Annotated in this window: 20 protein-coding genes and 1 pseudogene; 12 read left to right on the top strand and 9 right to left on the bottom strand. The window is 74.1% G+C overall.

The features are described from left to right. On the top strand, positions 1 to 451 hold a 451-nt coding region (locus tag AOK18_RS14555), incomplete at its 5' end, for a PH domain-containing protein (protein ID WP_055694629.1). Between the two features lie 222 nt (positions 452 to 673). On the opposite strand, the gene AOK18_RS14550 is transcribed toward AOK18_RS14555, so the two are convergent. Both AOK18_RS14550 and AOK18_RS14545 read right to left on the bottom strand, forming a co-directional pair. Then, on the bottom strand, positions 674 to 2542 hold the full coding sequence (locus AOK18_RS14550; RefSeq protein WP_055574632.1) for an AAA family ATPase: 1869 nt from the start codon (positions 2540 to 2542) through the stop codon (positions 674 to 676). Between the two features lie 440 nt (positions 2543 to 2982). Further along, the gene (locus AOK18_RS14545; protein WP_055694628.1) at positions 2983 to 3603 is read right to left on the bottom strand and encodes a nucleoside/nucleotide kinase family protein; all 621 of its coding nucleotides are present in this window, start codon (positions 3601 to 3603) and stop codon (positions 2983 to 2985) included. Positions 3604 to 3941: 338 nt separating this feature from the next. Between AOK18_RS14545 and AOK18_RS14540 the strand changes: the two genes are divergently transcribed. The 4 genes from AOK18_RS14540 (at position 3942) to AOK18_RS14530 (ending at position 8319) form a co-directional block, all read left to right on the top strand. Continuing rightward, positions 3942 to 5327, top strand: coding sequence for a peptidase C39 family protein (locus AOK18_RS14540; RefSeq protein WP_055694630.1), 1386 nt, complete (start codon positions 3942 to 3944; stop codon positions 5325 to 5327). Between the two features lie 380 nt (positions 5328 to 5707). Beyond that, positions 5708 to 5863, top strand: a complete 156-nt coding sequence (locus AOK18_RS33025) for an SCO1431 family membrane protein (protein ID WP_107097841.1) — start codon at positions 5708 to 5710, stop codon at positions 5861 to 5863. A 107-nt stretch (positions 5864 to 5970) separates the two neighbouring features. Next, complete coding sequence (locus AOK18_RS14535) at positions 5971 to 6627, top strand: TetR/AcrR family transcriptional regulator (RefSeq protein ID WP_055571730.1); 657 nt, start codon at positions 5971 to 5973, stop codon at positions 6625 to 6627. 513 nt (positions 6628 to 7140) lie between these two features. Further along, positions 7141 to 8319 (top strand): acyl-CoA dehydrogenase family protein, encoded by a 1179-nt coding sequence (locus AOK18_RS14530; protein ID WP_055694627.1) that lies wholly within the window; start codon positions 7141 to 7143, stop codon positions 8317 to 8319. A 477-nt stretch (positions 8320 to 8796) separates the two neighbouring features. Here the strand turns inward: AOK18_RS14530 and AOK18_RS14525 are convergent, their stop codons facing one another. Further along, complete coding sequence (locus tag AOK18_RS14525) at positions 8797 to 9231, bottom strand: hypothetical protein (RefSeq protein WP_055571728.1); 435 nt, start codon at positions 9229 to 9231, stop codon at positions 8797 to 8799. 266 nt (positions 9232 to 9497) lie between these two features. Here AOK18_RS14525 and AOK18_RS14520 point away from each other — a divergent pair, with 266 nt between their 5' ends. From AOK18_RS14520 to fxsA, 4 genes are all read left to right on the top strand, one after another. Further along, the gene (locus tag AOK18_RS14520) at positions 9498 to 9938 is read left to right on the top strand and encodes an Lrp/AsnC family transcriptional regulator (protein ID WP_042173992.1); all 441 of its coding nucleotides are present in this window, start codon (positions 9498 to 9500) and stop codon (positions 9936 to 9938) included. A gap of 100 nt (positions 9939 to 10038) precedes the next feature. After that, positions 10039 to 11670: an amidohydrolase gene (locus AOK18_RS14515; protein ID WP_055694626.1), complete on the top strand. Its 1632-nt coding sequence runs from the start codon at positions 10039 to 10041 to the stop codon at positions 11668 to 11670. Positions 11671 to 12201: 531 nt separating this feature from the next. Then, entirely contained in the window at positions 12202 to 13089 is an 888-nt protein-coding gene (locus AOK18_RS14510) for a polyprenol monophosphomannose synthase (protein ID WP_055694625.1), read from the top strand. A gap of 109 nt (positions 13090 to 13198) precedes the next feature. Next, positions 13199 to 13780: an FxsA family membrane protein gene (fxsA, locus tag AOK18_RS14505; RefSeq protein ID WP_055694624.1), complete on the top strand. Its 582-nt coding sequence runs from the start codon at positions 13199 to 13201 to the stop codon at positions 13778 to 13780. Positions 13781 to 13939: 159 nt separating this feature from the next. Here the strand turns inward: fxsA and AOK18_RS14500 are convergent, their stop codons facing one another. The 4 genes from AOK18_RS14500 to yczE form a co-directional block, all read right to left on the bottom strand. Next, positions 13940 to 14314, bottom strand: coding sequence for an RNA polymerase-binding protein RbpA (locus AOK18_RS14500; RefSeq protein ID WP_003977404.1), 375 nt, complete (start codon positions 14312 to 14314; stop codon positions 13940 to 13942). 266 nt (positions 14315 to 14580) lie between these two features. Continuing rightward, positions 14581 to 15930, bottom strand: a complete 1350-nt coding sequence (locus AOK18_RS14495) for an MFS transporter (protein ID WP_055574359.1) — start codon at positions 15928 to 15930, stop codon at positions 14581 to 14583. Positions 15931 to 15977: 47 nt separating this feature from the next. After that, positions 15978 to 16745, bottom strand: coding sequence for a glycerophosphodiester phosphodiesterase family protein (locus tag AOK18_RS14490; protein ID WP_055574358.1), 768 nt, complete (start codon positions 16743 to 16745; stop codon positions 15978 to 15980). After that, positions 16742 to 17449, bottom strand: a complete 708-nt coding sequence (gene yczE / locus AOK18_RS14485) for a membrane protein YczE (RefSeq protein ID WP_079039922.1) — start codon at positions 17447 to 17449, stop codon at positions 16742 to 16744. Before yczE ends, AOK18_RS14490 begins: the two co-directional genes overlap by 4 nt. A 56-nt stretch (positions 17450 to 17505) precedes the next feature. On the opposite strand from yczE, the gene AOK18_RS14480 reads away from it, so the two are divergent. Beyond that, positions 17506 to 19005: an SCO1417 family PLP biosynthesis transcription factor gene (locus AOK18_RS14480; RefSeq protein WP_055694623.1), complete on the top strand. Its 1500-nt coding sequence runs from the start codon at positions 17506 to 17508 to the stop codon at positions 19003 to 19005. A 57-nt stretch (positions 19006 to 19062) separates the two neighbouring features. Here AOK18_RS14480 and AOK18_RS14475 read toward each other — a convergent pair whose 3' ends face one another. Together AOK18_RS14475 and AOK18_RS14470 are read right to left on the bottom strand one after the other, a co-directional pair. Then, the gene (locus AOK18_RS14475; protein ID WP_055694622.1) at positions 19063 to 20817 is read right to left on the bottom strand and encodes a P-loop NTPase family protein; all 1755 of its coding nucleotides are present in this window, start codon (positions 20815 to 20817) and stop codon (positions 19063 to 19065) included. A gap of 52 nt (positions 20818 to 20869) precedes the next feature. Then, positions 20870 to 21064: a membrane protein gene (locus AOK18_RS14470; protein WP_042173973.1), complete on the bottom strand. Its 195-nt coding sequence runs from the start codon at positions 21062 to 21064 to the stop codon at positions 20870 to 20872. A gap of 314 nt (positions 21065 to 21378) precedes the next feature. On the opposite strand from AOK18_RS14470, the gene AOK18_RS14465 reads away from it, so the two are divergent. Both AOK18_RS14465 and AOK18_RS14460 read left to right on the top strand, forming a co-directional pair. Continuing rightward, complete coding sequence (locus AOK18_RS14465; RefSeq protein ID WP_055574354.1) at positions 21379 to 21771, top strand: ankyrin repeat domain-containing protein; 393 nt, start codon at positions 21379 to 21381, stop codon at positions 21769 to 21771. A gap of 371 nt (positions 21772 to 22142) precedes the next feature. After that, positions 22143 to 22712: pseudogene (locus AOK18_RS14460) on the top strand (HEAT repeat domain-containing protein); the annotation flags it as partial.

The following is a 22712-nucleotide window of genomic DNA, read 5'->3' as shown; positions in this document are numbered from 1 at the left end:
CCGACCGCCCGCCCTGCCCGTCACCTTCCGGCCGGGCCGCACCCGCGCGGTGCTGCTCTTCGCGGCCGCCGCGCTCTTCGCGGCCATCTCCCTGATCGCGCTCCTGCTCCCGCAGCTCAGCCCGGGCGAGCGCCTCAGCTTCGTGTTCACCGCCGCCCTCCTGGCCGGAGTCCTGGTCCTGCTGGCCCGGCCCAGGGTCGACGCCGACGGGACGGGCGTCACCGTCGTCAACATCGTGACCCGGCGCCGGCTGGAGTGGGCCCAGATCCTCCAGGTGAACCTCCGCCCGGGGGACGCCTGGGTCTTCCTCGACCTCAGCGACGGCACCAGCCTGCCGGTGCTCGGCATCCAGCCGGGCCTCGCCCGGGAGCGTGCCATCGCCGACGCCCGGGCCCTGCGGGCGCTCGTCGTGGCGCGGACCGAGACCACCGGCCGGACCTCCCGGGACTGACCCGGGAACCCGCCGGGCCACCACGGGGAACGCGTTCCGCCCCGGACCGCCGCCGGACGGCGCGGCGCGGTCCGGCACCGGAGCGGCCCCCGGGACGACCGGACCCGGGGGCGGCGCCCCGGAGGGAGCCTCACCGGCCGGCCTCGGGAGCGCGGTGCTCCGGGAGCGGGCGCCGCGGCGCGCGCCGGCGGGGGCCGCAGCGGAAGCCGGAGGCCCGTCGGGTCACGCCGCCGGAGGATCCTGGGGCCCCCGCCCGGACAGCACCTCCCCGTACGCCTGCATCAGGTCCGGCAGCCGCAGCGTCGCCAGGTCCTCCCGGGTCAGCGTGCCCGGATACGCCGGGTACGCCGACAGCCGCAGGTCCCGGTACGCACAGCTCTTCTCGTACAGGGTCCGCAGGAAACGTCCGTTGCCCAGCTCGTCGATCCACCCCTGCTCCACCACGTGCCCGGCGACGGACCGCAGTTCGTCCAGGGCCTCCTCGTCCCACACGTCGCCGTTCTCGGCGGCCAGTACCTCGCCGATCGCGGTGAGCTCGGAAGGACGGTACGAGGGGAAGTCGACGCGGGTGGTGAAACGGGAGGACAGGCCGGGGTTGGCGCCCAGGAGACGGTCCATGCCCTCCGGATAGCCGGCCAGTATGACCACCAGGTGGTCACGGTTGTCCTCGGCCCGCTTCAGCAGCACCTGGAGCGCCTCGTCGCCGTAGGCGTCGCCCTTGCCGTAGCCGGAGTTGGAGAGCGCGTAGGCCTCGTCGACGAAGAGGACCCCGCCGAGCGCGGAGTCGATCAGCTCGTTGGCCTTCACCGCCGTCTGCCCCAGGTACTCGCCGACCAGATCGGCCCGCTGGGCCTCCACCAGGTGGTCGCCGCCGAGCAGCCCGAGGGCGTAGAAGACCCGGCCCAGGATGCGGGCCACCGTGGTCTTGCCGGTGCCGGACGGGCCGGAGAAGACGAAGTGCCGTTTCGGCGGCTGCACCGGCAGCCCCTGCCCGGCCCGCAGCCGCGCCATGTTCAGCTGCGCCGACAATGCCTTGACCTGGCGCTTCACCGGTTCCAGACCGACCATGCGCTCCAGCTCGGCGAGTGCTTCCTCCAGCAGGGCGGGATCGGTGGGGCCGGTCGGCAGCGGCGCCACCGGGTCGCCCGTCCTCGCGCGCACCGAAGGACCCGTGACCGGTGGCGCGGGCGCGGGCGGCTCCTCCTCGGACAGCATCAGATCACGGCCCTCGCTGTCGAACAGCGGGTCGAGGGTGTCCGGGCCGTCCAGCAGGTCCCCGCCCGCGCCGCCGAGCGCGACCGTGCCGAGCTCGGCCGGGTCGTCGTAGCCGTCTCCCTCGGCGATGGCGGCGAGCCGGGCCGACGTGTCCATGAACGCGGGGTCGACCCGGTGCACCGCCCGGTACAGGGGGAGCGCGGCGGCGCTGCGGCCGGTGCCCTCGTGGGCGCGCGCCAGCCAGTAGCGCAGCTCCTTGCGCTGCGGCTGCTCGCTGCGGCAGCGCATCAGGGCCGCCGACAGCAGCGGTTCGGCCTGCCCGTACATCTCCAGACGCACCCGGGCCATCCCGCCGAACAGACCCGTCTCGATCCCGAGCAGCGGATCACCGTGCAGGGGATCGGTGTGCCGGACCAACTGCTCCCAGTCCTTGACCAGATAGGCGCGGCAGGCGTGCAGGAAGCGGACCTGCGGATCGGTGTCCACCGGAGGGAGCCCGGCGAGGGCGCGGTCCAGCTCGGGGACGTGGCGGCCGTCCAGCCAGTGGGAGGCGTGCGCGAGCAGCAGGTCACGCGGGCTCTCCAGCACCGGCTGCACCCACCAGCCGAGCCAGTACCAGGAGTTGAGGGCGCGCCGGTGCCGGGCGCGCTGTTCGCCGAAGCGGTCCCGGTGCCGGAACATCCGCAGCAGCGAGGCCGTCGTGTCGACCCGCAACGCGTGCAGCCCGAGCCAGCCGTCCGCCATCCCCGGGTCGAGCCGCACCGCGGCCCGGAACTCCTCCTCGGCCTGCGGATAGGCGCCCATCGTGTAGGCGTCCACGCCCCGCACCCAGGCGAGGTCGGCAGGGGCCTGCGGGCCCTGCGTGCCGAAGTCCATCACGTCCCCCACAAACCGTGCCCCGTCGGTATGCCTCCCCGGCCCTCGCCCGCCGGCTGCCCTGGGGCGAACCGCTGTACCGCGGACCGGAGTTGCACGGTGCGCGAAGCAGCGTCCGTAGGCCGCACCGAAGGCATCGTACCCGCGGCGCCGCGACCTCCGTAGAGGGCCGCACCCGCGGAGGCCACCAAGGGGGGGCGGCGGGGAGGAGCAACGCCCGCGCCGCGTCGTTACCGAGAGTGATCGTCATATGCCGCTCGGCGTCCGAGAGGGCCGAGCGGGGCAGGACGAAGCCCCCGATCACGGGGGAACAACCGGGGGCTTCGCGTCTGCGGGCGGCTCCGAAGGGCCGCATAGTGAGAACGTAAGACCTGCAAGGCCCCCGGTCAAGCGGAGTTGGGGCACTCCGGCGACTTGCCCGGGAGGGGATCTTCACGACTTCAACACACTGCGGACGGACCGTCACCGTGCGTGAAGGGCGGGTGTGGATCAACGGCTCCCGCGGGCCCGGGAAGCACCTCGTATCCCTTCCCGCACTCCCGAACCAGAAGGTCGGCGAAGGGACGTGACGGGTCGTCGGCGAAGTGCCGCCGCTCCGCCCCGACCCAGCCGTCCCAGAAGTGCCGCTGCTCCTCCCCGTCCCGCGCCCGCCCCCGCGCCCAGGAGGCCTCCGCGGGCAGGTCCATCCACAGCAGCAGCGCCAGGTACGGCCGCAGGGCCCGCCGTCCCGCACCGACGCCCTCGACGACGACCACCGGGGCGGGCGGCAGCGGGCGCGGCGGCCCGAAGGCGCGGGCCCGCCAGTCGTAGGGGGTGTAGGACGCCCGTTCGCCGCGGCCGAGCGGACCGATCACCTGGCTCGACAGCCGCCCGGTCCAGCCGAACAGCTCCTTGTGGCTGGCGATGTCGTCGAGCCGCAGCACGGGGGCGCCGCCCAGTCCGTCGGCCAGCCGCCCGGCGAACGTGGACTTCCCGGAGCCGGCGTGCCCGTCGACGCCGACCAGCCGGACCGGTCCGCAGGAGGGGGCGAGACGGCGGATGCGGGAGACGAGAGCGTGCATGACGGGTTCCATGGCGAGGCGGGCGAAAGGGGCCGGGGGGAGAGACGGTGACGGACTCCCACTGTAGGACCCGCCCGCGGCCTCCCGGAACGAACCGCAGGGCCGACGGGTCCGCCGACCGCCGGACCGGCGGAACACCGGCCGCCGCCGCGCGTGCCACTGGTCGAGTCCGATGACGGTCGGCGCGGCACGGCCCGGGGTGCTGGCGGGCCCGCCCCGGTGCGGCCATAGTGGGCGGGCGTCGTTCCACCCGGTGGATACGGTCCCTCCGACCCGCGTCCACCGGGTGGAGCGGCTCCGAGTCCGACTCCGACTCCGACACCCGGGGGGTCTTCACCATGAGCAGAGCCGAACAGCCTTCCCGCAGAACCCTCCTGGCCGCGGCGGTCGTCGCCGCCGTCGCGTCGGGCACGGGCCCGGCGTCCGCCGGCACCGGAGCCGGCCGGTCCGCAGGCCCGGCGGGCGGTTCCGCGGACCCAGGGGCGGCCGCGGCCCGCCACGTCGACAACCGGGCCTGGACCTCGTACGCCGACTGGCGCACCGGCAGCGCCGAGGGCACCCGCGCCATCGGGGGCCTGCGCCCCGGTCTGGTGATCGCGAAGGCGGCCGGCACCACCGACTACACCGATCCGCACACCGGCGGCACCGCCCCGTGGGAGTACGCGACCTGGACCTCACCCCTGCACCGGCTCGTCGTGCCGGCGACGGAGGCCATCGTCTCCTGGAACGCGCGCACGCCCGACGGCACCTGGATCCAGGCCGAACTGCAGGCCACGTACACGGACGGCACCGGCACCCCCTGGTACGTGATGGGCCGTTGGGCGGCCGGCGACCAGGACATCCGGCGCACCTCGGTGGACGACCAGGGCGACGGCCGGAGCACGGTGTGGACCGACACCCTCGCCGTCGACGACACGGCCTCGGGCCTGCGCCTGGCCTCGTACCGGCTGCGGCTGACCCTCTACCGCCGTCCCGGCACGAAGCTCACCCCGACCGTCTGGCGGCTCGGGGCGATGGGCTCCGACGTCCCCGACCGCTTCACCGTCCCGGCGTCCACGCCCCGCACGGCCCGGGAGCTGATCGTCCCGCGCTACTCGCAGGAGATCCACAAGGGCCGGTACCCGGAGTACGACAACGGCGGCGAGGCCTGGTGCAGCCCGACCTCCTCGCAGATGATCGTCGAGTACTGGGGAGGCCGGCTCACCGAGGAGCAACTGGCCTGGGTCGACCCGTCCTACACCGACCCGCAGGTGTGCCACGCGGCCCGCCACACCTACGACCACCAGTACGCGGGCTGCGGCAACTGGCCGTTCAACGCGGCCTACGCGGCCACCTTCGAGGGCATCCAGGGCGTCGTCACCCGGCTCGGTTCGCTGACCGACCTGGAGGCGCTGATCGCGGCCGGCATCCCGGTCATCACGTCCCAGTCCTTCCGCGAGGAGGAGCTGACCGGAGCGGGATACGGCACCGCCGGGCACCTGATGGCCGTGATCGGCTTCACTCCCGACGGCGACGTCATCGCCAACGACCCCGCCTCCCCGGACAACGCCTCGGTCCGCCGCGTCTACCGGCGCCGGGAGTGGGAGAACATCTGGCTGAGGACGAAGCGCTACGACGCGAACGGGCAGGTCAGAGGGGGTACGGGGGGAGTCTGCTACATCTTCTGGCCCGTCGGTCCGGCGCCACGTCAGCAGCGCGTCCTGCGGTCGCTCGGACTGACCTGACCGGACCGCCGGCCGGCGGCGGCCCCGCGGACCTCCGGGGGCGGAGCCCGCGTACCCCGCGCAGCGCCGCGGACGGACCCCGGCCTCGAGGCGGCCGCATGCCCGGGGCCGGCCGCCGGCCCGCCGGGGCCGGTGCGGTGCGGCCTGCGCGTCGACGCTCCTCCGGTGCGACGCCCCGCGCGGGCGGGGGATTCCGGCGAGCGCGGCCCACCGCGGGAGGAGACCGCCCACCGCGGGCGGGCCCGCCCCACCGCGGGCCGCGGGGCCCGTCCCGGCGTGCCCCGTGTGACCAAGCTCTCGGCCGCAAAAGCCGCCTGCGGTGGCAAGGTGGACAGCGCCGCGGGGGAGTCCGCGGCCCTCCCCGAGACCAGCGAGAAGCCATGACCGCGAACGCAGCCACCGTCACCGCCCCCGCCCTTCCCGGCGCCCGCACCGGAGGTCCCCGGGAGGACGGCCCGAAGATCCTCGAACACCTCATGGGATGGACCCTCGTCGTGGTCGTCGCGATGTTCGTGACGCAGCTCGGGCTCCTCTGACCGTTCCGGTCTCCGGGCCGCTCCGGTCTCCGGACGGCTCCGGTCTCCTCCGGGGCCGACCTGCCATACTGCGGATGTCCCGCCCTCCGCAGGAAACCAGGTGAGGATTGAACAACAGTCAGCAATCCGCCGCGCGTCCCGGAGCGCGCGGCACCGAGCGTTCGCTGGCACGTCGTGCCGAACTCATCGCCATCGGCAGGAAACTGTTCGCCGACACGTCGTACGACGCGCTCTCCATGGACGACATCGCACGTCAGGCGCATGTCGCCAAAGGGCTGATCTACTACTACTTCCACTCCAAGCGGGGCTACTACCTCGCCATCATCCAGGACTCGGTCGCAGGGCTGGTCGCCTTCGCCGCGGGCGGTGTCGAGCTGCCGCCCGCCGAGCGGGTGCACCGCACCGTCGACAGCTATCTGCGCTACGCCGAGCACAACCAGGCCGCGTACCGCACGATCGTCAGCGGCGGCGTCGGCTTCGACGCCGAGGTGCACGCCGTGCGGGACGGGGTGCGCGAGGCGATCGTCGCGACCATCGCCGAGGGCGCGTACGGGACCGCCGACATCACGCCCGTGGCGCGGATGGGCCTGCTGTCCTGGGTCTGCAGCGTCGAGGGCGCTACCCTCGACTGGATCGACCGCCCCGGACTGCCCCGCGAGACCATGTGCGAGCTGCTGGTGAAGACGCTCGGCGGAGCCATGCGCGCCATCGAGGAACTGGACCCCGCGTACCCGGCCCCGGAGCCCGCCCGCCGCGACACCTGACACGACGGCGCCGTGCCGGGGGCGGAGATCCCCCCGTGGGACCTCCGCCCCCGGCGCGCCCGCCCGCGCTCACCTGGTCGCGCCGACCGGACGACCCCGCACGGCGGCGCCACCGGGGCGTACGGGCCGACGGCGAGTGCGGCGGCGGGCGCGCGTGCCCGCGGGAGCGGTGCCGGAACGGCGTCCGGGCGCGCCTCCCCGTGGGAGAGGGGATGCGCGCGCCGTCCCGTGTGAACGCGGTGGTGCGGCGGAGCGAAACGGTAGGAGGGCCGGGCCGGTGCGGTCAACGGCGCGGATTGTTTCCGGCGTCCGGAAAATTCTTGGAGTAAGCGGTCGTTAACAAGTGACGTGCCCTGCTCGATCGGGCATACTCACAGCTCACAGCGGCTGGCCGGCTGTCTCCGAGACCCGGAGGCCGATCCTCGGCCAGGCGCCGGAACGACCCCGGCGGAGCCGCCCCCAACCCGAGGCGCAGAACCGCCGACGTGCCCGAACAGGGAGGAGAGCGTCGCCATGTCCGACCACGCCCCGCAGCCGGTGGACCGGCAACTGCCCACGGACGAGGCACGGGACCTGATCTCGCTCGTCCGCGACATCGCACAGCGCGAGATCGCCCCGAAGGCGGCGGAGGAGGAGGACGCGGCCCGCTTCCCGCGCGAGGTCTTCGCCCTCCTCTCCGGGTCCGGACTGCTCGGGCTGCCCTACGACTCCGCCTACGGCGGCGGTGACCAGCCGTACGAGGTCTACCTCCAGGTCCTCGAGGAGCTCGCCGCGGCCCGGCTGACCGTCGGCCTCGGGGTCAGCGTGCACACCCTCGCCTGCTACGCGCTCGCCACCCACGGCACCAAGGAACAGCAGGCCGAGTACCTGCCGGCGATGCTCGGCGGGGGCCTGCTCGGCGCCTACTGCCTCTCCGAACCCTCCTCCGGTTCGGACGCGGCCTCGCTGCGGACCAGGGCGGTGCGCGAGGACGGAGGGGACTGGACGCTCACCGGCACCAAGGCGTGGATCACGCACGGCGGCATCGCGGACTTCTACACCGTCATGGTCCGCACCGGGGAGGAGGGCCCGCGCGGGATCACCGCGTTCCTGGTCCCCGGCGACGCCGGAGGGCTGAGCGCGGCCGTGCCGGAGAAGAAGATGGGCATGAAGGGCTCGCCCACCGCGCAGGTCCACCTCGACGGCGTACGGGTCTGCGACGACCGGCGGATCGGCGAGGAGGGGCAGGGCTTCGCGATCGCCCTGTCGGCGCTGGACGGCGGACGGCTCGGTATCGCGGCCTGCGCGATCGGCCTGGCCCAGGCCGCGCTCGACGAGGCACTCGGTTACGCGTCCGGGCGACGGCAGTTCGGGCGGCCGATCGCCGACTTCCAGGGGCTGCGGTTCATGCTCGCGGACATGGCCACCCAGATCGAGGCCGGGCGCGCGCTGTATCTCACGGCGGCCCGGCTGCGGGACGCCGGGCGGCCGTTCGCCAAGCAGGCGGCCATGGCGAAGCTGCACTGCACCGACACGGCGATGCGGGTCACCACCGACGCCGTCCAGATCCTCGGCGGCTACGGGTACACCGCGGACTTCCCGGCCGAGCGCTACATGCGCGAGGCCAAGGTCCTGCAGATCGTCGAGGGAACGAACCAGATCCAGCGCATGGTCATCGCCCGCCATCTCGCGGGACCGCCGCAGACGGGCTGAACGAACCGAGCCCCCGCCAGGGCGCCGCGAGCCGGGCCCACTCGGGGTCGTGCCGCCCCGGCAGGGAACGGCCCTCGTCGGCCCAGGCCCGCATCAGTTCCCGGTAGATCGGCGGATCCGGCGGCCGGGGCGGTGGCGGCGGCGCGACCGCGGTGCGGGCCACGGGCTGCGGCGCGGGCCGGGACGAGGGCTGCTGTTCGGACGGCGGGGCGAGGACGGTGCGCCGACGCCCGGTCGTCGAGTGCGCAGGGGTCGTCATGCCCGGGCAACGCGCAAGCGGCCGGGCAGGTCACCGACCGGCCGAATAGCGCGTGCGTTCGCGGCCGACCCCGGACGATCCGGTTTCCGGTGCCCGGCGGCGCCCCCGGTGCGCGCGGCGGGAGTGGCACGCGTACGCCGCTGCGCCGGGCGCGCCGGTCGTGTACCGGTGTGCGTCCGCGGGCCGGTCCGACCCGCGGACGGGACGCCCGCGGCGGTTCAGGCCGCGTGGCGCCGCAGGGCGGGGATCCTCATCGGGCGCGAAGCCGGACCACCGACGTGCGAGAACGGCTGGGTGCGCCAGTCGAGTCCCTGAGGGAGCGTCAGGAGCAGGGCGGTGTCCTGCTCCTGGGGCGTGGCGGACTCGTCCGCCGGCCGCGCGTCGTCGGCGCTGCGGCCCGTACCGGCGCAGACCGTCAGCCCGAACGGGTTCCACGGCGTGGCGCACAGCGCGTGCTCGGGCAGGACCTCCTCGTCCGCGAGCAGGGCGATCGACTGCGCGCAGTCCGGGCACACGACCCGGTACATCTCGAAGGTGTCGTACGCGTCGAGTTCGTCGTCGAGCGCGTCGGGATCGACGTACTCCGGGACGAGTTCGACGACCGGCTGCTGCCGCTTGGGCGTGCTGCGACCAGGGCGCTTAAGACTCTGCATGGGTTCTCCCCCTCGGGCTGGGCCGTGAAGGCGCTGCGGCCTCGACCACAGCAAGCACTTCCCGCCTCCCGTGGGGGGTAATCACGGGAACATCACGGAGACCGTTCGAACGCTGTGGCGTTCGTCACATGTCGGTCGCGGGTGTCCCCTGCGACGGCTTTGTCCCCCGCCGGGGGCGGGGCGGGCCCCGGCGCCCCGCGGATCCGGCCACGACCCGGACGGCTCAGGTGTCCCACGGGATCGACGGCACTGTAGGTTCTTGCGCCATGGAGGAGCTGGACCGACAGATCGTGCAGCTGCTCGTCAAGGACGGGCGGATGAGCTACACAGACCTGGGCAAGGCCACGGGCCTGTCCACGTCGGCCGTGCACCAGCGGGTGCGCAGACTGGAACAGCGCGGGGTCATCCGCGGCTACGCCGCGGTGGTCGACCCGGATGCCGTCGGCCTGCCCATGACCGCCTTCATCTCGGTCAAACCGTTCGACCCCAGCGCCCCCGACGACATCGCGGACCGCCTCGCCGGCGTGCCCGAGATCGAGGCCTGCCACAGCGTCGCGGGCGACGAGAACTACATCCTCAAGGTGCGCGTGGCCACCCCGCACCAGCTGGAGGAACTGCTCGCGCGGGTGCGCTCGCTGGCGGGTGTCTCCACCCGGACGACCGTGGTCCTGTCCACCCCGTACGAGGCCCGGCCGCCGCGCGTCTGAGACCGCCCGCGCGGGGGCGCGGGCGTGCGGGAGGCGCGCCCGGAGCGTGAACGGCGCCCTGGGTGCGGGCCGGACCCTCCCAGGGGCGAGACTGGGGGCCATGAGCGAACGCACCGCCCCGCAGCCCGCAGACCCGCCGCGCACCGTCCTGCTCCGCCGCGGAGAGGTCCACAGCCCCGCCGACCCCTTCGCCACCGCGATGGTCGTCGAGGGCGGTCAGGTCGCCTGGGTCGGTTCCGAGGGTGCCGCCGACTCCTTCGCGGACGGCGTGGACGAGGTGGTCGACCTCGACGGGGCGCTGGTCACCCCGGCGTTCACCGACGCCCACGTGCACACCACGGCCACCGGACTGGCGCTCACCGGACTCGACCTGTCCGGGGCGCCCTCCCTGGAGGTCGCACTGGCCGGGGTGCGGGAGTTCGCCCTCGCCCGGCCGGCCGACGAGGTCCTGCTCGGACACGGCTGGGACGCCGCCCGCTGGCCCGGCGGACGTCCGCCGACCCGTGCCGAACTCGACGAGGCCACCGGCGGGCGGCCCCTGTACCTGAGCCGGATCGACGTCCACTCCGCGGTGGTCAGCACCGCGCTGCTCGACCTCGTCGCCCGCGGGGACGCCGGCGGGGCCGCCCGCGAGGACGCACCTCTCACCGGCGACGCCCACCACGCCGTGCGCGCCGCCGCCCTGGGCGCCGTCACGTCCGCCCAGCGCGCCGAGGCCCAGCGTGCTGCGCTGGCGCACGCCGCCTCGCTCGGCATCGGCACCGTCCACGAGTGCGGCGGCCCGGAGATCTCCTCCGAGGACGACTTCACCGGCCTGCTGCGGCTCGCCGCCGAAGGCCCCGGCCCGCGCGTCGTCGGCTACTGGGCCGAGCGGAACGTCGCCAAGGCGCGCGAGCTGGGCGCGGCCGGCGCCGCGGGCGACCTGTTCGCCGACGGCGCCCTCGGCTCGCACACCGCGTGCCTGCACGCCCCGTACGCCGACGCCGGCCACACCGGCACCGCCCACCTCGACGCCGAAGCGATCGCCCGCCACGTCGTGGACTGCACCGAGGCGGGCCTCCAGGCGGGCTTCCACGCCATCGGCGACGCCGCCGTCGCCGCGGTGACCGGGGGGATGCGCGCCGCCGCCGGGAAGGTCGGCCTCGACCGCGTCCGCGCGGCCCGGCACCGTGTCGAACACGCCGAGATGCTCACCCCCGTGACCATCGCCGCCTTCGCCGAACTCGGCCTGACCGCCTCCGTCCAGCCCGCCTTCGACGCCCTGTGGGGCGGCGAGGACGGCATGTACGCCCGGCGCCTGGGCGCGGAGCGGGCCCGCACCCTGAACCCCTTCGCGGCCCTGCTGCGCGCCGGTGTCCCGCTCGCCTTCGGCTCCGACAGCCCGGTCACCCCCCTCGACCCGTGGGGCACCGTCCGGGCCGCCGCCTTCCACCGCACGCCGGAGCACCGCGTCTCCGTGCGCGCCGCGTTCACCGCGCACACGCGCGGCGGCTGGCGGGCGATCGGGCGCGACGACGCGGGCGTCCTGGTGCCGGGCGCGCCCGCCGACTACGCCGTCTGGCACACCGGCGCCCTCGTGGTGCAGGCGCCCGACGACCGGGTGGCGCGGTGGTCCACCGACCCCCGCTCCGGCACCCCCGGCCTGCCGGACCTGACCCCGGGCGGCGACCTCCCCGTCTGCCTGCGCACGGTGGTCGGCGGCCGCACGGTCTTCGTGCGGCCGGGCGAGTGATCCGCGCCGGCCGCCCGGAGACGATCACGTGGCGCGTCCCCGCCGCGCGACCTGCGCCTCGGCCCGGCGACCGGGCACGAGCGCCACGCGGCGCGGACCGCACGGTCGTTGACAGACAACGGCGGAGGGCCGGTAGGTTCGGCCGGGGCCACCGACGCCCGACCGGGAACCTCCGCTCACGCGCGGCGGCGCCGCCGGTCCGGGGACGGTGTGCCGCACGGTCCACCGCCACCGGGAGCCGGCTCGGCGCCGGCGCGACGCGGAGAGAAGGTTCCGACGGGTCGGGAGGGTGTGATCCCGCGTGGGGCCCGGTCGCTCAGTAGACAACGGCTTCAGGTCGACCCGCAGCCGGCGGGTCCCAGGTCGGCCCGAAGGGCGCCGGGCCCCCGCGCCGCGCACGCGGGGGCACGCCGCCGCCCGAGTCCCCGGAGACCCCCGAGAATCCATAACACGATACGAACGTCCTTTCCCGTCATCGCGGGATGCCGGACCACTATGGTGGGACCCCGCACAGGAGATGAAGGGGCTGCAGTGAACGACGGCGAGGGGGCCCGCGCGGCGGATGCCCAGGGAAGGACTTTCGGCCCGCTCGGCAAGGCCTTGGTGATCATTCCGACCTACAACGAGGCGGAGAACATCAAGGCGATCGTCGGCCGGGTGCGCAAGGCCGTTCCCGAGGCGGACGTTCTCGTGGCCGACGACAACAGCCCCGACGGCACCGGCGCGCTCGCCGACGAACTGGCCGCCGAGGACGACCGGGTCCGGGTGCTGCACCGCAAGGGCAAGGAGGGCCTGGGCGCCGCCTACCTCGCGGGCTTCCGCTGGGGCGCGGAGCACGGCTACGGCGTACTGGTCGAAATGGACGCCGACGGCTCCCACCAGCCCGAGGAACTGCCCCGTCTGCTCACCGCCCTCAAGGGCGCCGACCTGGTGCTCGGTTCACGCTGGGTGCCCGGCGGCCGGGTGGTCAACTGGCCCAAGTCCCGGGAATACATCTCGCGCGGCGGCAGCCTCTACTCGCGCATGGCGCTCGACCTGCCGCTGCGCGACATCACCGGCGGCTTCCGGGCGTTCCGGCGCGAGACCCTGGAAGGTCTCGGCCTGGAGGAGGTGGCCTCCCAGGGCTACTGCTTCCAGGTCGACCTCGCCCGTCGCGCGGTCAAGGCCGGCTACCACGTCGTCGAGGTGCCCATCACCTTCGTCGAGCGGGAACTCGGCGATTCGAAGATGAGCCGCGACATCCTCGTCGAGGCACTGTGGCGGGTCACGGCGTGGGGCGTGGGGGAGAGGGTCGGCAAGGTCCTCGGACGCGAGGACGACAGGCGGACCGGGAAGCCGGACCCGGACGGGCGGGCGGAACGGGCCGCCGGGCCGGCAGGGACGGAGCGGCCCGGACACACGGAGCAGGCCAAGTCGTAGGTCGCGCCTGTCCGGTCGGGCCGTCCCGGAGCGGCGCGCCCCGGGACGGCCCGCTGTCGCGGAGGTCCCGCTTATCCCGTACTGAGCCGGCGTTCGGCACACTGGGAGCATGACGACTGGCACTCAGACCCCGCACTCCGCCCGGCCCCGACGTTCCGGGCCGCGCACCTTCCTGCCGCTCGGCGTCGCCGCGTGGCTGGTGCTGGAGGTCTGGCTGCTCACGGTCGTCGCGGGGGCGTCGAACGGACTGGTGGTCCTGCTGGTGCTGCTGGCCGGCGTGGCCCTCGGCTCGGTGGTCGTCAAGCGGGCCGGCCGGCGCGCCTTCAGGAACCTCGCCGAGACACTGCAGCAGCAGCAGAACGGCGGGCCGGCCGAGCCGCGGCCGAACAGCGAGGGCAACGGCCTGATGATGCTGGGCGGACTGCTGCTGATCCTCCCCGGCCTGCTCTCCGACGCGGCCGGCCTGCTCCTGCTCGTGCCCCCGGTCCAGAAGGCCGTGAGCCGCTACGCCGAGCGCACCCTCGAACGCAAGCTCCGTGAGGCCGCCCGGGGTTCCCTGGGCGACGCCTTCCAGCGGGCGCGCATCCACCGGCCCGACGGCAAGGTCGTCCAGGGCGAGGTGATCCGGGAGGAGCCCGGAACCGTGCCGGACGACTCCCCGCAGGGCCCCCGCCCGCCGCTCTCCCGCTGAGCGCCGCGGGAGCCGCCGGGGGCCGGCGCACCGCGGCTCGGGGCAGCGGTGCGTTGGCCCGGACACGCAGAGGACCGCGGGCGCCGTACCCGTAGGTACGGCGCCCGCGGCCCTCTGCGCTGCTGTGCCGGGTGCTCCCGCCTGGATCCTCCGCCGGGATCAAGCCGACTTTCGGCTGTCCCGGGGGTGAACCGCGATGTTCATCGCACCGGAACGCAGAACGGCGAGACGCTCCTCGAGAACCTCTTCGAGTTCCTCTCGGGTGCGCCGCTCCATCAGCATGTCCCAATGCGTACGCGCGGGCTTGGCCTTCTTTTCCTCGGGGCCGTCGCCGTCCACCAGGAGTGCCTGGGCACCACAGACCTTGCACTCCCACTCCGGCGGGATCTCCGCCTCGACCGAGAAGGGCATCTCGAAGCGGTGCCCCTTCTCGCATGCGTACTCCACGGCCTGGCGCGGAGCCAGGTCGATGCCGCGGTCCGTCTCGTAGCTGGTCACCACGAGGCGCGTGCCGCGAAGAGCTCGCTCACTCATGAATCGTGCCTCCCGGGCTTGTCGCCCACAGGACAGGTGTCGCTGTCGTCGTCATCCGGTCAACGTCCGGTCGGCGGTAAAGATTCCCGTTCCGGGGTATGTGTCGCCGTCGTAGCCGCAGCCTTCTCAACCAGTGCAGTACCCACCGGCGCCCGGTTTGTCACATCTGATGACAGATATGACACAGCGTTTCGGCATCTTTGACGCGCAGTAACGGTACACCTGGCAGGCCAAACGCGTACACTACCGCCCTTTCGTGCCGAGTGCTAAATCCTCTCCGGAACGGGGTTCCCCGCCTCGGCCACGGCCCGACGTACGGGTACCCGCGCGAGCAGCGCGAAACCGAGCACGAAGAAGGCCACCAGTGAGAGGATCGCGTCCCGGTAGCTCCCCGTGAGCTGGTAGGTCAGCCCGAACAGCAGCGGCCCGAGCCAGCTCATCCCGCGGTCGCTCAGCTCGTACGCCGAGAAGTACTCGGCCTCCTTGCCGGGCGGCACGAGGTGCGAGAACAGCGACCGGGACAGCGCCTGGCTGCCGCCGAGGACCAGGCCGATCCCCGCGGCCAGGACGAAGAACCACGCCGGCTCCCCGGCGGGCAGGAAGTACCCGGCGGCCAGGGTCACCGTCCACGCGACCAGCGAACCGAGGATCGTGCGCTTCGCCCCGTGGATCCGCGCCAGCCGGCCCAGCGCCAGCGCGCCCGCCACCGCCAGCACCTGGACCAGCAGCACGGCCACGATGAGGGTGGACTGCCCGAGCCCCAGCTCCTTCGAACCGTAGACCGAGGCCTGCGATATCACCGTCTGGATGCCGTCGTTGTAGACCAGGTACGCCAGGAGGAAGGCGAGTGTCAGCGGGTGCCGGCGCATGTCGCGCAGGGTCGCCGCGAGCTGCCGGAAGCCGGTCGGGGCGCCCGCCTCCCGCGCGGGGACGCGGCGGTCGCGCAGGCGCCGCAGCGGCACCAGGGTGAAGGCGCCCCACCACAGGCCCGCCGACGCCAGGCAGATGCGGACCGCCATGCCCTCGGAGAGCCCGAAGCGGTCGTGGGCGGTGTAGAGGACCAGATCGGCGACGAGGACCAGGGCCCCCGCCGCGTAACCGAAGGCCCAGCCCCGTGAGGAGACCGCGTCCCGCTCCCCGGGCGTCGCGATCTGCGGCAGGTAGGAGTTGTAGAGCATCATCGCCACGGACTGCGCCGCGTTCGCCACGACCAGCAGCGCGCCGCCCAGCAGGTAGCGCTCGCCCTCGAGGAGGAACATGCACGCCGTGGCGGCGGCGCCGGTGTAGGCGGCGGCCGCGAGCAGCGGCTTCCTGCGGCCGGTGCGGTCGGCGGCGGCGCCCGCCAGCGGCATCACGAGCACGGCCAGGACCACCGACAGGGAGACCGCGTACGCGAAGAAGGACCCCGCGCGCACCGGAACGCCGAACGGGTGCACGAACCCGTCCGCGTCCGCGGCGGCCTCGGCGACCGACGTCAGGTAGGGGCCGAGGAACACGGTGAGCACGCTCGTGGAGTACACGGAGCACGCCCAGTCGTAGACGTACCAGCCGCGCTGCTGGTACCGCCGGCCGGCCGCCTCGTCCGCCGCCGGTGACCGCACGGTGTCGTCGCCCACCCGTGCCCTCGCTTCCCCGTGAACGCGCTCGGTGGCCGGGCGGGGTGTCAGACCCAGATCCCGCGGTCCTCCAGGACCTCGCGCAGTGTGCCGATGTGATCGGTCATGATGCCATCCACCCCCAGGTCCAGGAGCCGGTGCATCCGCTCGGGTTCGTTGACCGTCCACACGTGCACCTGGAGCCCGCGCGCATGGGCGGCGCGCACGAAGCGACGGTCCACCACCGGGACGCCGGAGTGGACCTCCGGCACCTGGGCGGCCACGGCCGACCCGCGCACCGTCACCGGCACCCCCCACGACCGCAGCCGGAGGTTCAGCACCCCCCGGGTGCCGTACGACGTCGCGAGCCGGGGCCCGGCCAGCCGCTGGGCCCGCACCACCCGGGCCTCGGAGAACGAGCCGAGACAGACCCGGTCCCAGGCGTTCGTCCGCTCGATCAGCTCCAGGAGGGGCAGGAGGGCCGGCTCGGCCTTGACGTCGACGTTCCACCGCACCCCGGGGAAGACGGCGAGCAGTTCCTCGAACAGGGGCACCGGCTCCCGGCCCGCCACCCGCGCCTGCTCCACCTCCCGCCACGGCAGCCGGGCGATCGGGCCCGCTCCGTCCGTCACCCGGTCCAGGGTCGCGTCGTGGAACGCGACGAGACGGCCGTCGCGGGTGACGTGGACGTCGGTCTCGATGTAGCGGTAACCCGCCTCGACGGCGCACCGGAACTGGCGCACGGTGTTCTCCAGGCCGTCCGCGGCCCCGCCGCGGTGGGCGAAGGCGATCGGGCCGGGATGGTCCAGGTAGGGGTGGCGTATCGGTGGGGTCACGGACGCAGTATCGCCCCGTGCGGTGGACCCGTGGCAACGACCGCGCGGCCGCCGGATGCCGGGGGGACCGCGAACAGCCGGAGGAACAGCTGGGCGATCGGGCCGATCGTCACCGCGTACAGCAGGGTCGCCACCCCCACCGTGCCCCCGAGGGCGAAGCCCGTGGTGACCACCGCGACCTCGATCGCCGTGCGCACCCGCCGGACCGACACCCCCGTGCGCAGGTGAAGCCCCGTCATCAGCCCGTCGCGCGGCCCCGGACCGAAGCGCGCCGCGATGTACAGCCCCGTCGCCGCGCCGTTCAGCACGATGCCGGCCGCCGTCGTCACCCCGCGCAGGACCGTGCCGTGCGCCTCGGGCACCACCGTCAGGGTCGCGTCCATGGCCGCGCCGATCAGCAGGACGTTGGAGACCGTCCCCAGCCCCGGGCGCTGGCGCAGCGGGATCCAGAGCAGCAGCACGGCCGCGCCCAGGACGGTGAGCACCACGCCCATCGACAGGCCCGTGCGCTCGGCCAGGCCCTGGTGCAGCACGTTCCACGGCTCCAGGCCGAGCCCGGACCGGACCAGCAGCGCCGAGCTCGCGCCGTACAGCGCCAGTCCCGCGTACAGCTGGAACAACCGCCGGACGAGACGCCCGTGCCGGGGCGGGTGGCTGGTCAAGGTGTCCCCCTGTGGTGGAAGTGGACCGACGCGTGACACCATGTGGCCGGGACGGAGATCTCATCCATGGCCAATTCGAGGAAGGTGGACTGATCCGGATGGCACAGTGGACCTCGGCGGTGGGTGCGGCGCAGCTCGCCCGGCTGCTCACCTCCCAGCAGGACCGTCCGGCCGGCCCCGGCACCCGCCGTCCGCCCGCCTACCGGGCCCTCGCCGACGGCGTCCGGCTCCTGGTGCTCGAAGGGCGCGTCCCCGTGGCCGCCCGGCTGCCCGCCGAGCGGGAACTGGCCCTGGCCCTGTCCGTCAGCCGCACCACCGTCGCGGCCGCCTACGAGGCACTGCGGGGGGAGGGCTTCCTGGAGTCGCGGCGCGGTGCCGGCAGCTGGACCGCCGTCCCGGCCGGGAACCCGGTCCCCGCGCGAGGGCTGGAACCACTGCCCCCCGAGGCCCTCGGCTCGATGATCGACCTCGGCTGCGCCGCGCTGCCCGCGCCCGAGCCCTGGCTCACCCGGGCCGTGCAGGGCGCTCTGGAGGAACTGCCGCCCTACGCGCACACCCACGGCGACTACCCGGCCGGACTGCCCGCGCTGCGCGCGACGATCGCCGACCGGTACACCGCGCGGGGCATCCCGACCATGCCCGAGCAGATCATGGTGACGACCGGGGCGATGGGCGCCATCGACGCCATCTGCCACCTCTTCGGCGGACGGGGCGAGCGCATCGCCGTCGAGTCGCCGTCCTACGCCAACATCCTCCAGCTGATGCGGGAGGCCGGGGCGCGGCTGGTCCCCGTGGCCATGGCGGAGGGACTGGCCGGCTGGGACATGGACCGCTGGCGCCAGGTGCTCCGCGAGGCGGCGCCGCGCATCGCGTACGTCGTCGCCGACTTCCACAACCCCACCGGCGCGCTGGCCGACGAGGACCAGCGCCGCAGGCTCGTGGACGCGGCCCGCTCGGCGGGCACGGTGCTGGTCGCCGACGAGACCATGAGCGAGCTCTGGCTCGACCCGGACGTGGAGATGCCGCGTCCCGTGTGCGCCTTCGACCCGGCCGGATCCACGGTGATCACGGTCGGCTCGGCGAGCAAGGCATTCTGGGCCGGTCTGCGCATCGGCTGGGTGCGCGCGGCCCCCGAGGTGATCCGCAGCCTCGTCGCCGCACGCGCGTACGCCGATCTGGGCACGCCCGTCCTGGAGCAGCTGGCGGTGAACTGGCTGTTCGGCACGGACGGCTGGGAGCGGGCCGTGGAGATCCGGCGCGCACAGGCCCGGGAGAACCGGGACGCGCTGGTCGCCGCGATGCGCCGGGAACTGCCCGACTGGCAGTTCGAGGTCCCGCGGGGCGGGCTCACGCTGTGGGTGCGCACCGGGGGGCTCTCGGGGTCGCGGATCGCCGAGGCCGGGGAACGGGTCGGGGTGCGGGCGCCCTCGGGGCCCCGCTTCGGGGTCGACGGGGCGTTCGAGGGGTATGTGCGGCTGCCCTTCACCGTGGGCGGGGCGGTGGCCGAGGAGGCGGCGGTACGGCTGGCCGCGGCGGCGCGGGTGGTCGAGAACGGCGGGACGTCGGGGGCGGAGGCGCCGCGCATCTTCGTGGCGTGACGGACGGAGCGGTGCCGGTGCCCGGGGACGGGCCGCCCGGTGCGCGCCGGGCGGCCCTCACGAGGATTCGGCGGCCGCCGCCTCCAGGGGGACCGGCTCCTGAGGCGTCTCGTCCGCGTCCGCCGCGTGCGCGGTGCGCGGCTCCGTGACGGTCCCGTCCGCGGCGGCCGGGTCCACGGGCCCCTTCTCCGTGGAGTGCTTGCCCGGGAACGCCGTGCCCGCCGGGGTCCCGCGCACGGGACCGGCCTCCGGGGCCGTCCGCTCCGGCTCCTTGCGCGTCGGCCCCGTCCGTGCGCCGTCCTGAGCGGAACGGGCCGGGAGCAGGTCCAGCACCGCCTGCCGGTGGCCGTCCTCGGCCGTGTCGTCGTACGGGTTCGGCGTGGCCGGGACCTGGAGGCGGTGCACCGGCCCCGTGCCCAGGCGGGCGTAGCCGCGGCCGGCGGGGACCTCGTCGAGAGGCGTGGTGTGCGGGGGAGCGCCCAGGACGGCCGTCACCTGTTCCGGGGTCGCGGACCCGAGGACGACACGCGCGCGCGTGTGCTGCCGTACCGCGTCGCCGAGGGTCTCCAGACTGTCGAGCTGTTCGGCGACGACGACCGTGACGTTCGCCGGGCGGCCGTGCCGCAGCGGGATCTGGAGCAGCGACCGGGGGTCCTCCCGGCCGTCGGCGGTGGCGAGGTGCGTGAAGGTGCCGGGGCGGTCCAGCAGGATCCACAGCGGCCGCTTGGTGTCCTCGGGAGGCGGATCGCCCGCCTGGTGGGCGCGGTTGGCGGCGATCAGGCGGCGCTCCGTCTCGTGCGCGGCCCACCGGAGACGCTCCAGCACCCCCGTCAGGCCGCACTCGACGGCGAGCACGCCGTCCCGGCCGGTCAGGCACGCGTACTCGCCGGTGCCGCCGCCGTCGACGATCACCACGTCGCCGTGGCGCAGCGCCTGGAGGGCGACGGAGCGCAGCAGGGTGGAGATGCCGCTGCCGGGCTGCCCGACGGCCAGCAGGTGGGGCTCGGTGGAGCGGATGCCGGTGCGCCAGACGACGGGGGGGACGTCGCGCCGCTCCCCGCCGTGGACGAGGGGCAGGGTCCGGCGCACCTGCGCGGGGTCGGTGAAACCGAGGACCGTCTCGCCGGGAGACGTCACGAAGCGCTGGGCGGCGATGCCGGCGGGCAGGGGCGGCAGGACCCGGACGGTGAGCTGGTTGCCCTCCTCGTCCCAGGCGAAGCGGTACTCGCGTCCGCGCCCCGACTTGGCGGCGAGCAGGTGCTCGATCCGGGCGCGGGACTCCGCCTCGCCGTCGGTGTAGTACGCGGGATAGGCGATCACCAGGTGGGTGATGCGGCCCGCGCCGTCGAACTCGTAGGCCGGGAAGGCCTTCTCCCACGAACCGCCGTGGGTGTAGAGGGGGTCGGGGTCACCGGCCGAGGAGAAGTACGGGACCAGGGCGTCGTACAGCGACCGCAGGCGTCGCGTCTGCGATTCGTCGGGACCCTCGGGCGCGGCCGGGGCGCGGTCCCTGCCCTGCCAGGCCGCCGCCGCCGTCAGGCCCACGGTGGCGAGCAGCGGACCGTACGGGAGCAGGAGCACGACCAGGAGCACCGACGCCACCAGGAGGAACAGCGCGCCGCGCCGGTCCTTGGGGGTGTCGGCCACCCTGCGCCGCCCGGCCGAGGCCAGCCGGCGCAGTCCGCGCGCGATCGTGATCAGGGGATGGAGGATGTCGGTGGCGCTGTCGGCCGCCGTCCGGGCCAGCTCCCGGCCCCGGGCGAGATGGGCGCCGCGGTCGCTCAGGATGCGGGGGAGGGGACGCGGGACCACTGCTGCCTCCAGGGCGTGGGATACGGGAGTCGGGGGGTTCGGGGGACTCGGCTCAGAACCTGATGCCGCCGAGGAGACCGGCCAGGCTCTCGCCGCCGGCCTTGATGCTCGGCGCGATGGCCGTACTGGCCAGGTAGAAGCCGAACAGCATCGCCACCACGGCGTGCAACGGCTTCAGGCCGTCCTTGCGGCAGAGGATGAACAGGACGATGCCGAGCAGGACGACGCCTGAGATCGAGAGGATCATGTGAGTTCTCCTGGTTCACGGGGGGACAGTCACCATGAGTACTTCCAGGATCACAGCATGTATCCATACGATAAAAGGTGCAACTGGGTGAAAATCTTTCGATTTCGCCCGGTCGGCGGACCGTTCCCGCCCCGAACGACGTGGGGGGTTGCGCACCGTCCGATCTGCGGTGATCTTTGCCTCGGGCACGTCGGCCCGTGTGCCGCGCGAGCCAGTACTCTGGCGATTCACCCGTACGGCTCTGCACCGCTCGCAGACGTACGCCCTGTCCCCGATGTGCGGAATGATCCGTGGCGAGAGGCGGTCCGGCCGATATGACTGAAGCCCCCGACCCCGAGGTCGTGGAGCTGGCGACCAAGATCTTCGACATGGCCCGGAGCGGCCGGACCGAGGAGCTCGTGGCCTACGTCGACGCGGGCGTGCCGGCCAACCTCACCAACGACCGGGGCGACTCGCTCGTGATGCTCGCCGCCTACCACGGCCACGCCGACGCGGTCCGCGCGCTGCTCGAGCGCGGCGCCGACGCCGACCGGATCAACGACCGGGGGCAGACCCCGCTCGCGGGAGCCGCCTTCAAGGGCGACACGGAAGTGGTGAAGGCCCTCCTGCAGGGCGGTGCCGATCCGGCCGCCGGCGCCCCCTCGGCCGTCGACACGGCCCGAATGTTCGCCCGCACGGAACTGCTCGAGCTGTTCGGCGAGAACTGAGGCGCACCGCCGGAACGCGCCGGACGGCACCGGGCCGCGCGGCAGCGCGAACGCGCGCGCACCGGCCGGCGACGGCACGGCCGCGGCGCCGGAAACACACGGTGAACGGGGAGGCGGTGCGGGGCCGCCGGAATTCGGTCGCGGCGGATGTGACCGCCGGGTCATCATGACGACGTGATTCACGGACGCGATGGCTGGGCAGATGTTGCCGCACCGCGCGGGCCGTGACGCGGCCCGCAGGGGCCACCGACGAGAGGCAGAGGAAGATGGTCTACGGCAAGCAGGAAACGGCGGGCGCCCCGACGTGTTGGCACGCGGCCAGGTAATGCAGGTCCCCGGTTGCGTCGACGCTTGATGTGAGGCTGTTTCCCATGTTCGATCCGGTCATAGCGCCCAGCGGTACGCTGCTCGGCCTGCTCCAGCGGGGTCGCGGCGACGGCACGCTGCACGCGCTCACCGCCCCGCGCTCCGAAGCGCTCGAGGCGCTGAACCACTGCGTGCTCCACGACCCGCGCCACGACTGGCAGGTGGAGAACCGCTCCCTCTACTACGCCCGCCTCTACCTCGACCTGCACGGCGAACTGGACGCCGTCGAGGCCCACCTCTTCGACGCCGAGGACGTCCTCGACACCGACGAGTCACGCACCGGCCTCAGCCTCGCCGTGCTCGGGCACCTGGCCTCCTACGGCAGGCGGGACGCACTCGTCCTGTTGCGCAGGTACGCGGCCCAGGGCACCAACTGGTCCTGGGCCCTGGACGAACTGGCCCTGCGGGACGACGACGCGGGCCTGCGCGCCCTCGCCACCCCCGTCCTCGCGCGGTTCGGCACCGACCCCGAGGGCGAGGCCGAACTGGCCGCCACCGTCCGCGACGCCTTCGAACCGCGTCCCTGGCGGCTGTGGGCCGACGATCCGCGCGCATCCGTGGCCACACGCGTGCGG

Source organism: Streptomyces prasinopilosus (genome assembly GCF_001419695.1).
GTDB lineage: Bacteria > Actinomycetota > Actinomycetes > Streptomycetales > Streptomycetaceae > Streptomyces > Streptomyces prasinopilosus.
This window is presented reverse-complemented; position numbering and strand designations above follow the sequence as displayed.

Excerpts from the sequence above, each read along its gene's own strand:
- AOK18_RS14550 (WP_055574632.1), bottom strand. The coding sequence starts at position 2,542 with ATGGACTTCGGCACGCAGGGCCCGCAGGCCCCTGCCGACCTCGCCTGG.
- AOK18_RS14515 (WP_055694626.1), top strand. The coding sequence starts at position 10,039 with ATGAGCGAACGCACCGCCCCGCAGCCCGCAGACCCGCCGCGCACCGTC.
- AOK18_RS14540 (WP_055694630.1), top strand. The coding sequence starts at position 3,942 with ATGAGCAGAGCCGAACAGCCTTCCCGCAGAACCCTCCTGGCCGCGGCG.
- AOK18_RS14470 (WP_042173973.1), bottom strand. The coding sequence starts at position 21,064 with ATGATCCTCTCGATCTCAGGCGTCGTCCTGCTCGGCATCGTCCTGTTC.
- AOK18_RS14530 (WP_055694627.1), top strand. The coding sequence starts at position 7,141 with ATGTCCGACCACGCCCCGCAGCCGGTGGACCGGCAACTGCCCACGGAC.
- fxsA (WP_055694624.1), top strand. The coding sequence starts at position 13,199 with ATGACGACTGGCACTCAGACCCCGCACTCCGCCCGGCCCCGACGTTCC.
- AOK18_RS14500 (WP_003977404.1), bottom strand. The coding sequence starts at position 14,314 with ATGAGTGAGCGAGCTCTTCGCGGCACGCGCCTCGTGGTGACCAGCTAC.
- yczE (WP_079039922.1), bottom strand. The coding sequence starts at position 17,449 with ATGGTGTCACGCGTCGGTCCACTTCCACCACAGGGGGACACCTTGACC.
- AOK18_RS14520 (WP_042173992.1), top strand. The coding sequence starts at position 9,498 with ATGGAGGAGCTGGACCGACAGATCGTGCAGCTGCTCGTCAAGGACGGG.
- AOK18_RS14465 (WP_055574354.1), top strand. The coding sequence starts at position 21,379 with ATGACTGAAGCCCCCGACCCCGAGGTCGTGGAGCTGGCGACCAAGATC.
- AOK18_RS33025 (WP_107097841.1), top strand. The coding sequence starts at position 5,708 with ATGACCGCGAACGCAGCCACCGTCACCGCCCCCGCCCTTCCCGGCGCC.
- AOK18_RS14525 (WP_055571728.1), bottom strand. The coding sequence starts at position 9,231 with ATGCAGAGTCTTAAGCGCCCTGGTCGCAGCACGCCCAAGCGGCAGCAG.
- AOK18_RS14545 (WP_055694628.1), bottom strand. The coding sequence starts at position 3,603 with ATGCACGCTCTCGTCTCCCGCATCCGCCGTCTCGCCCCCTCCTGCGGA.
- AOK18_RS14480 (WP_055694623.1), top strand. The coding sequence starts at position 17,506 with ATGGCACAGTGGACCTCGGCGGTGGGTGCGGCGCAGCTCGCCCGGCTG.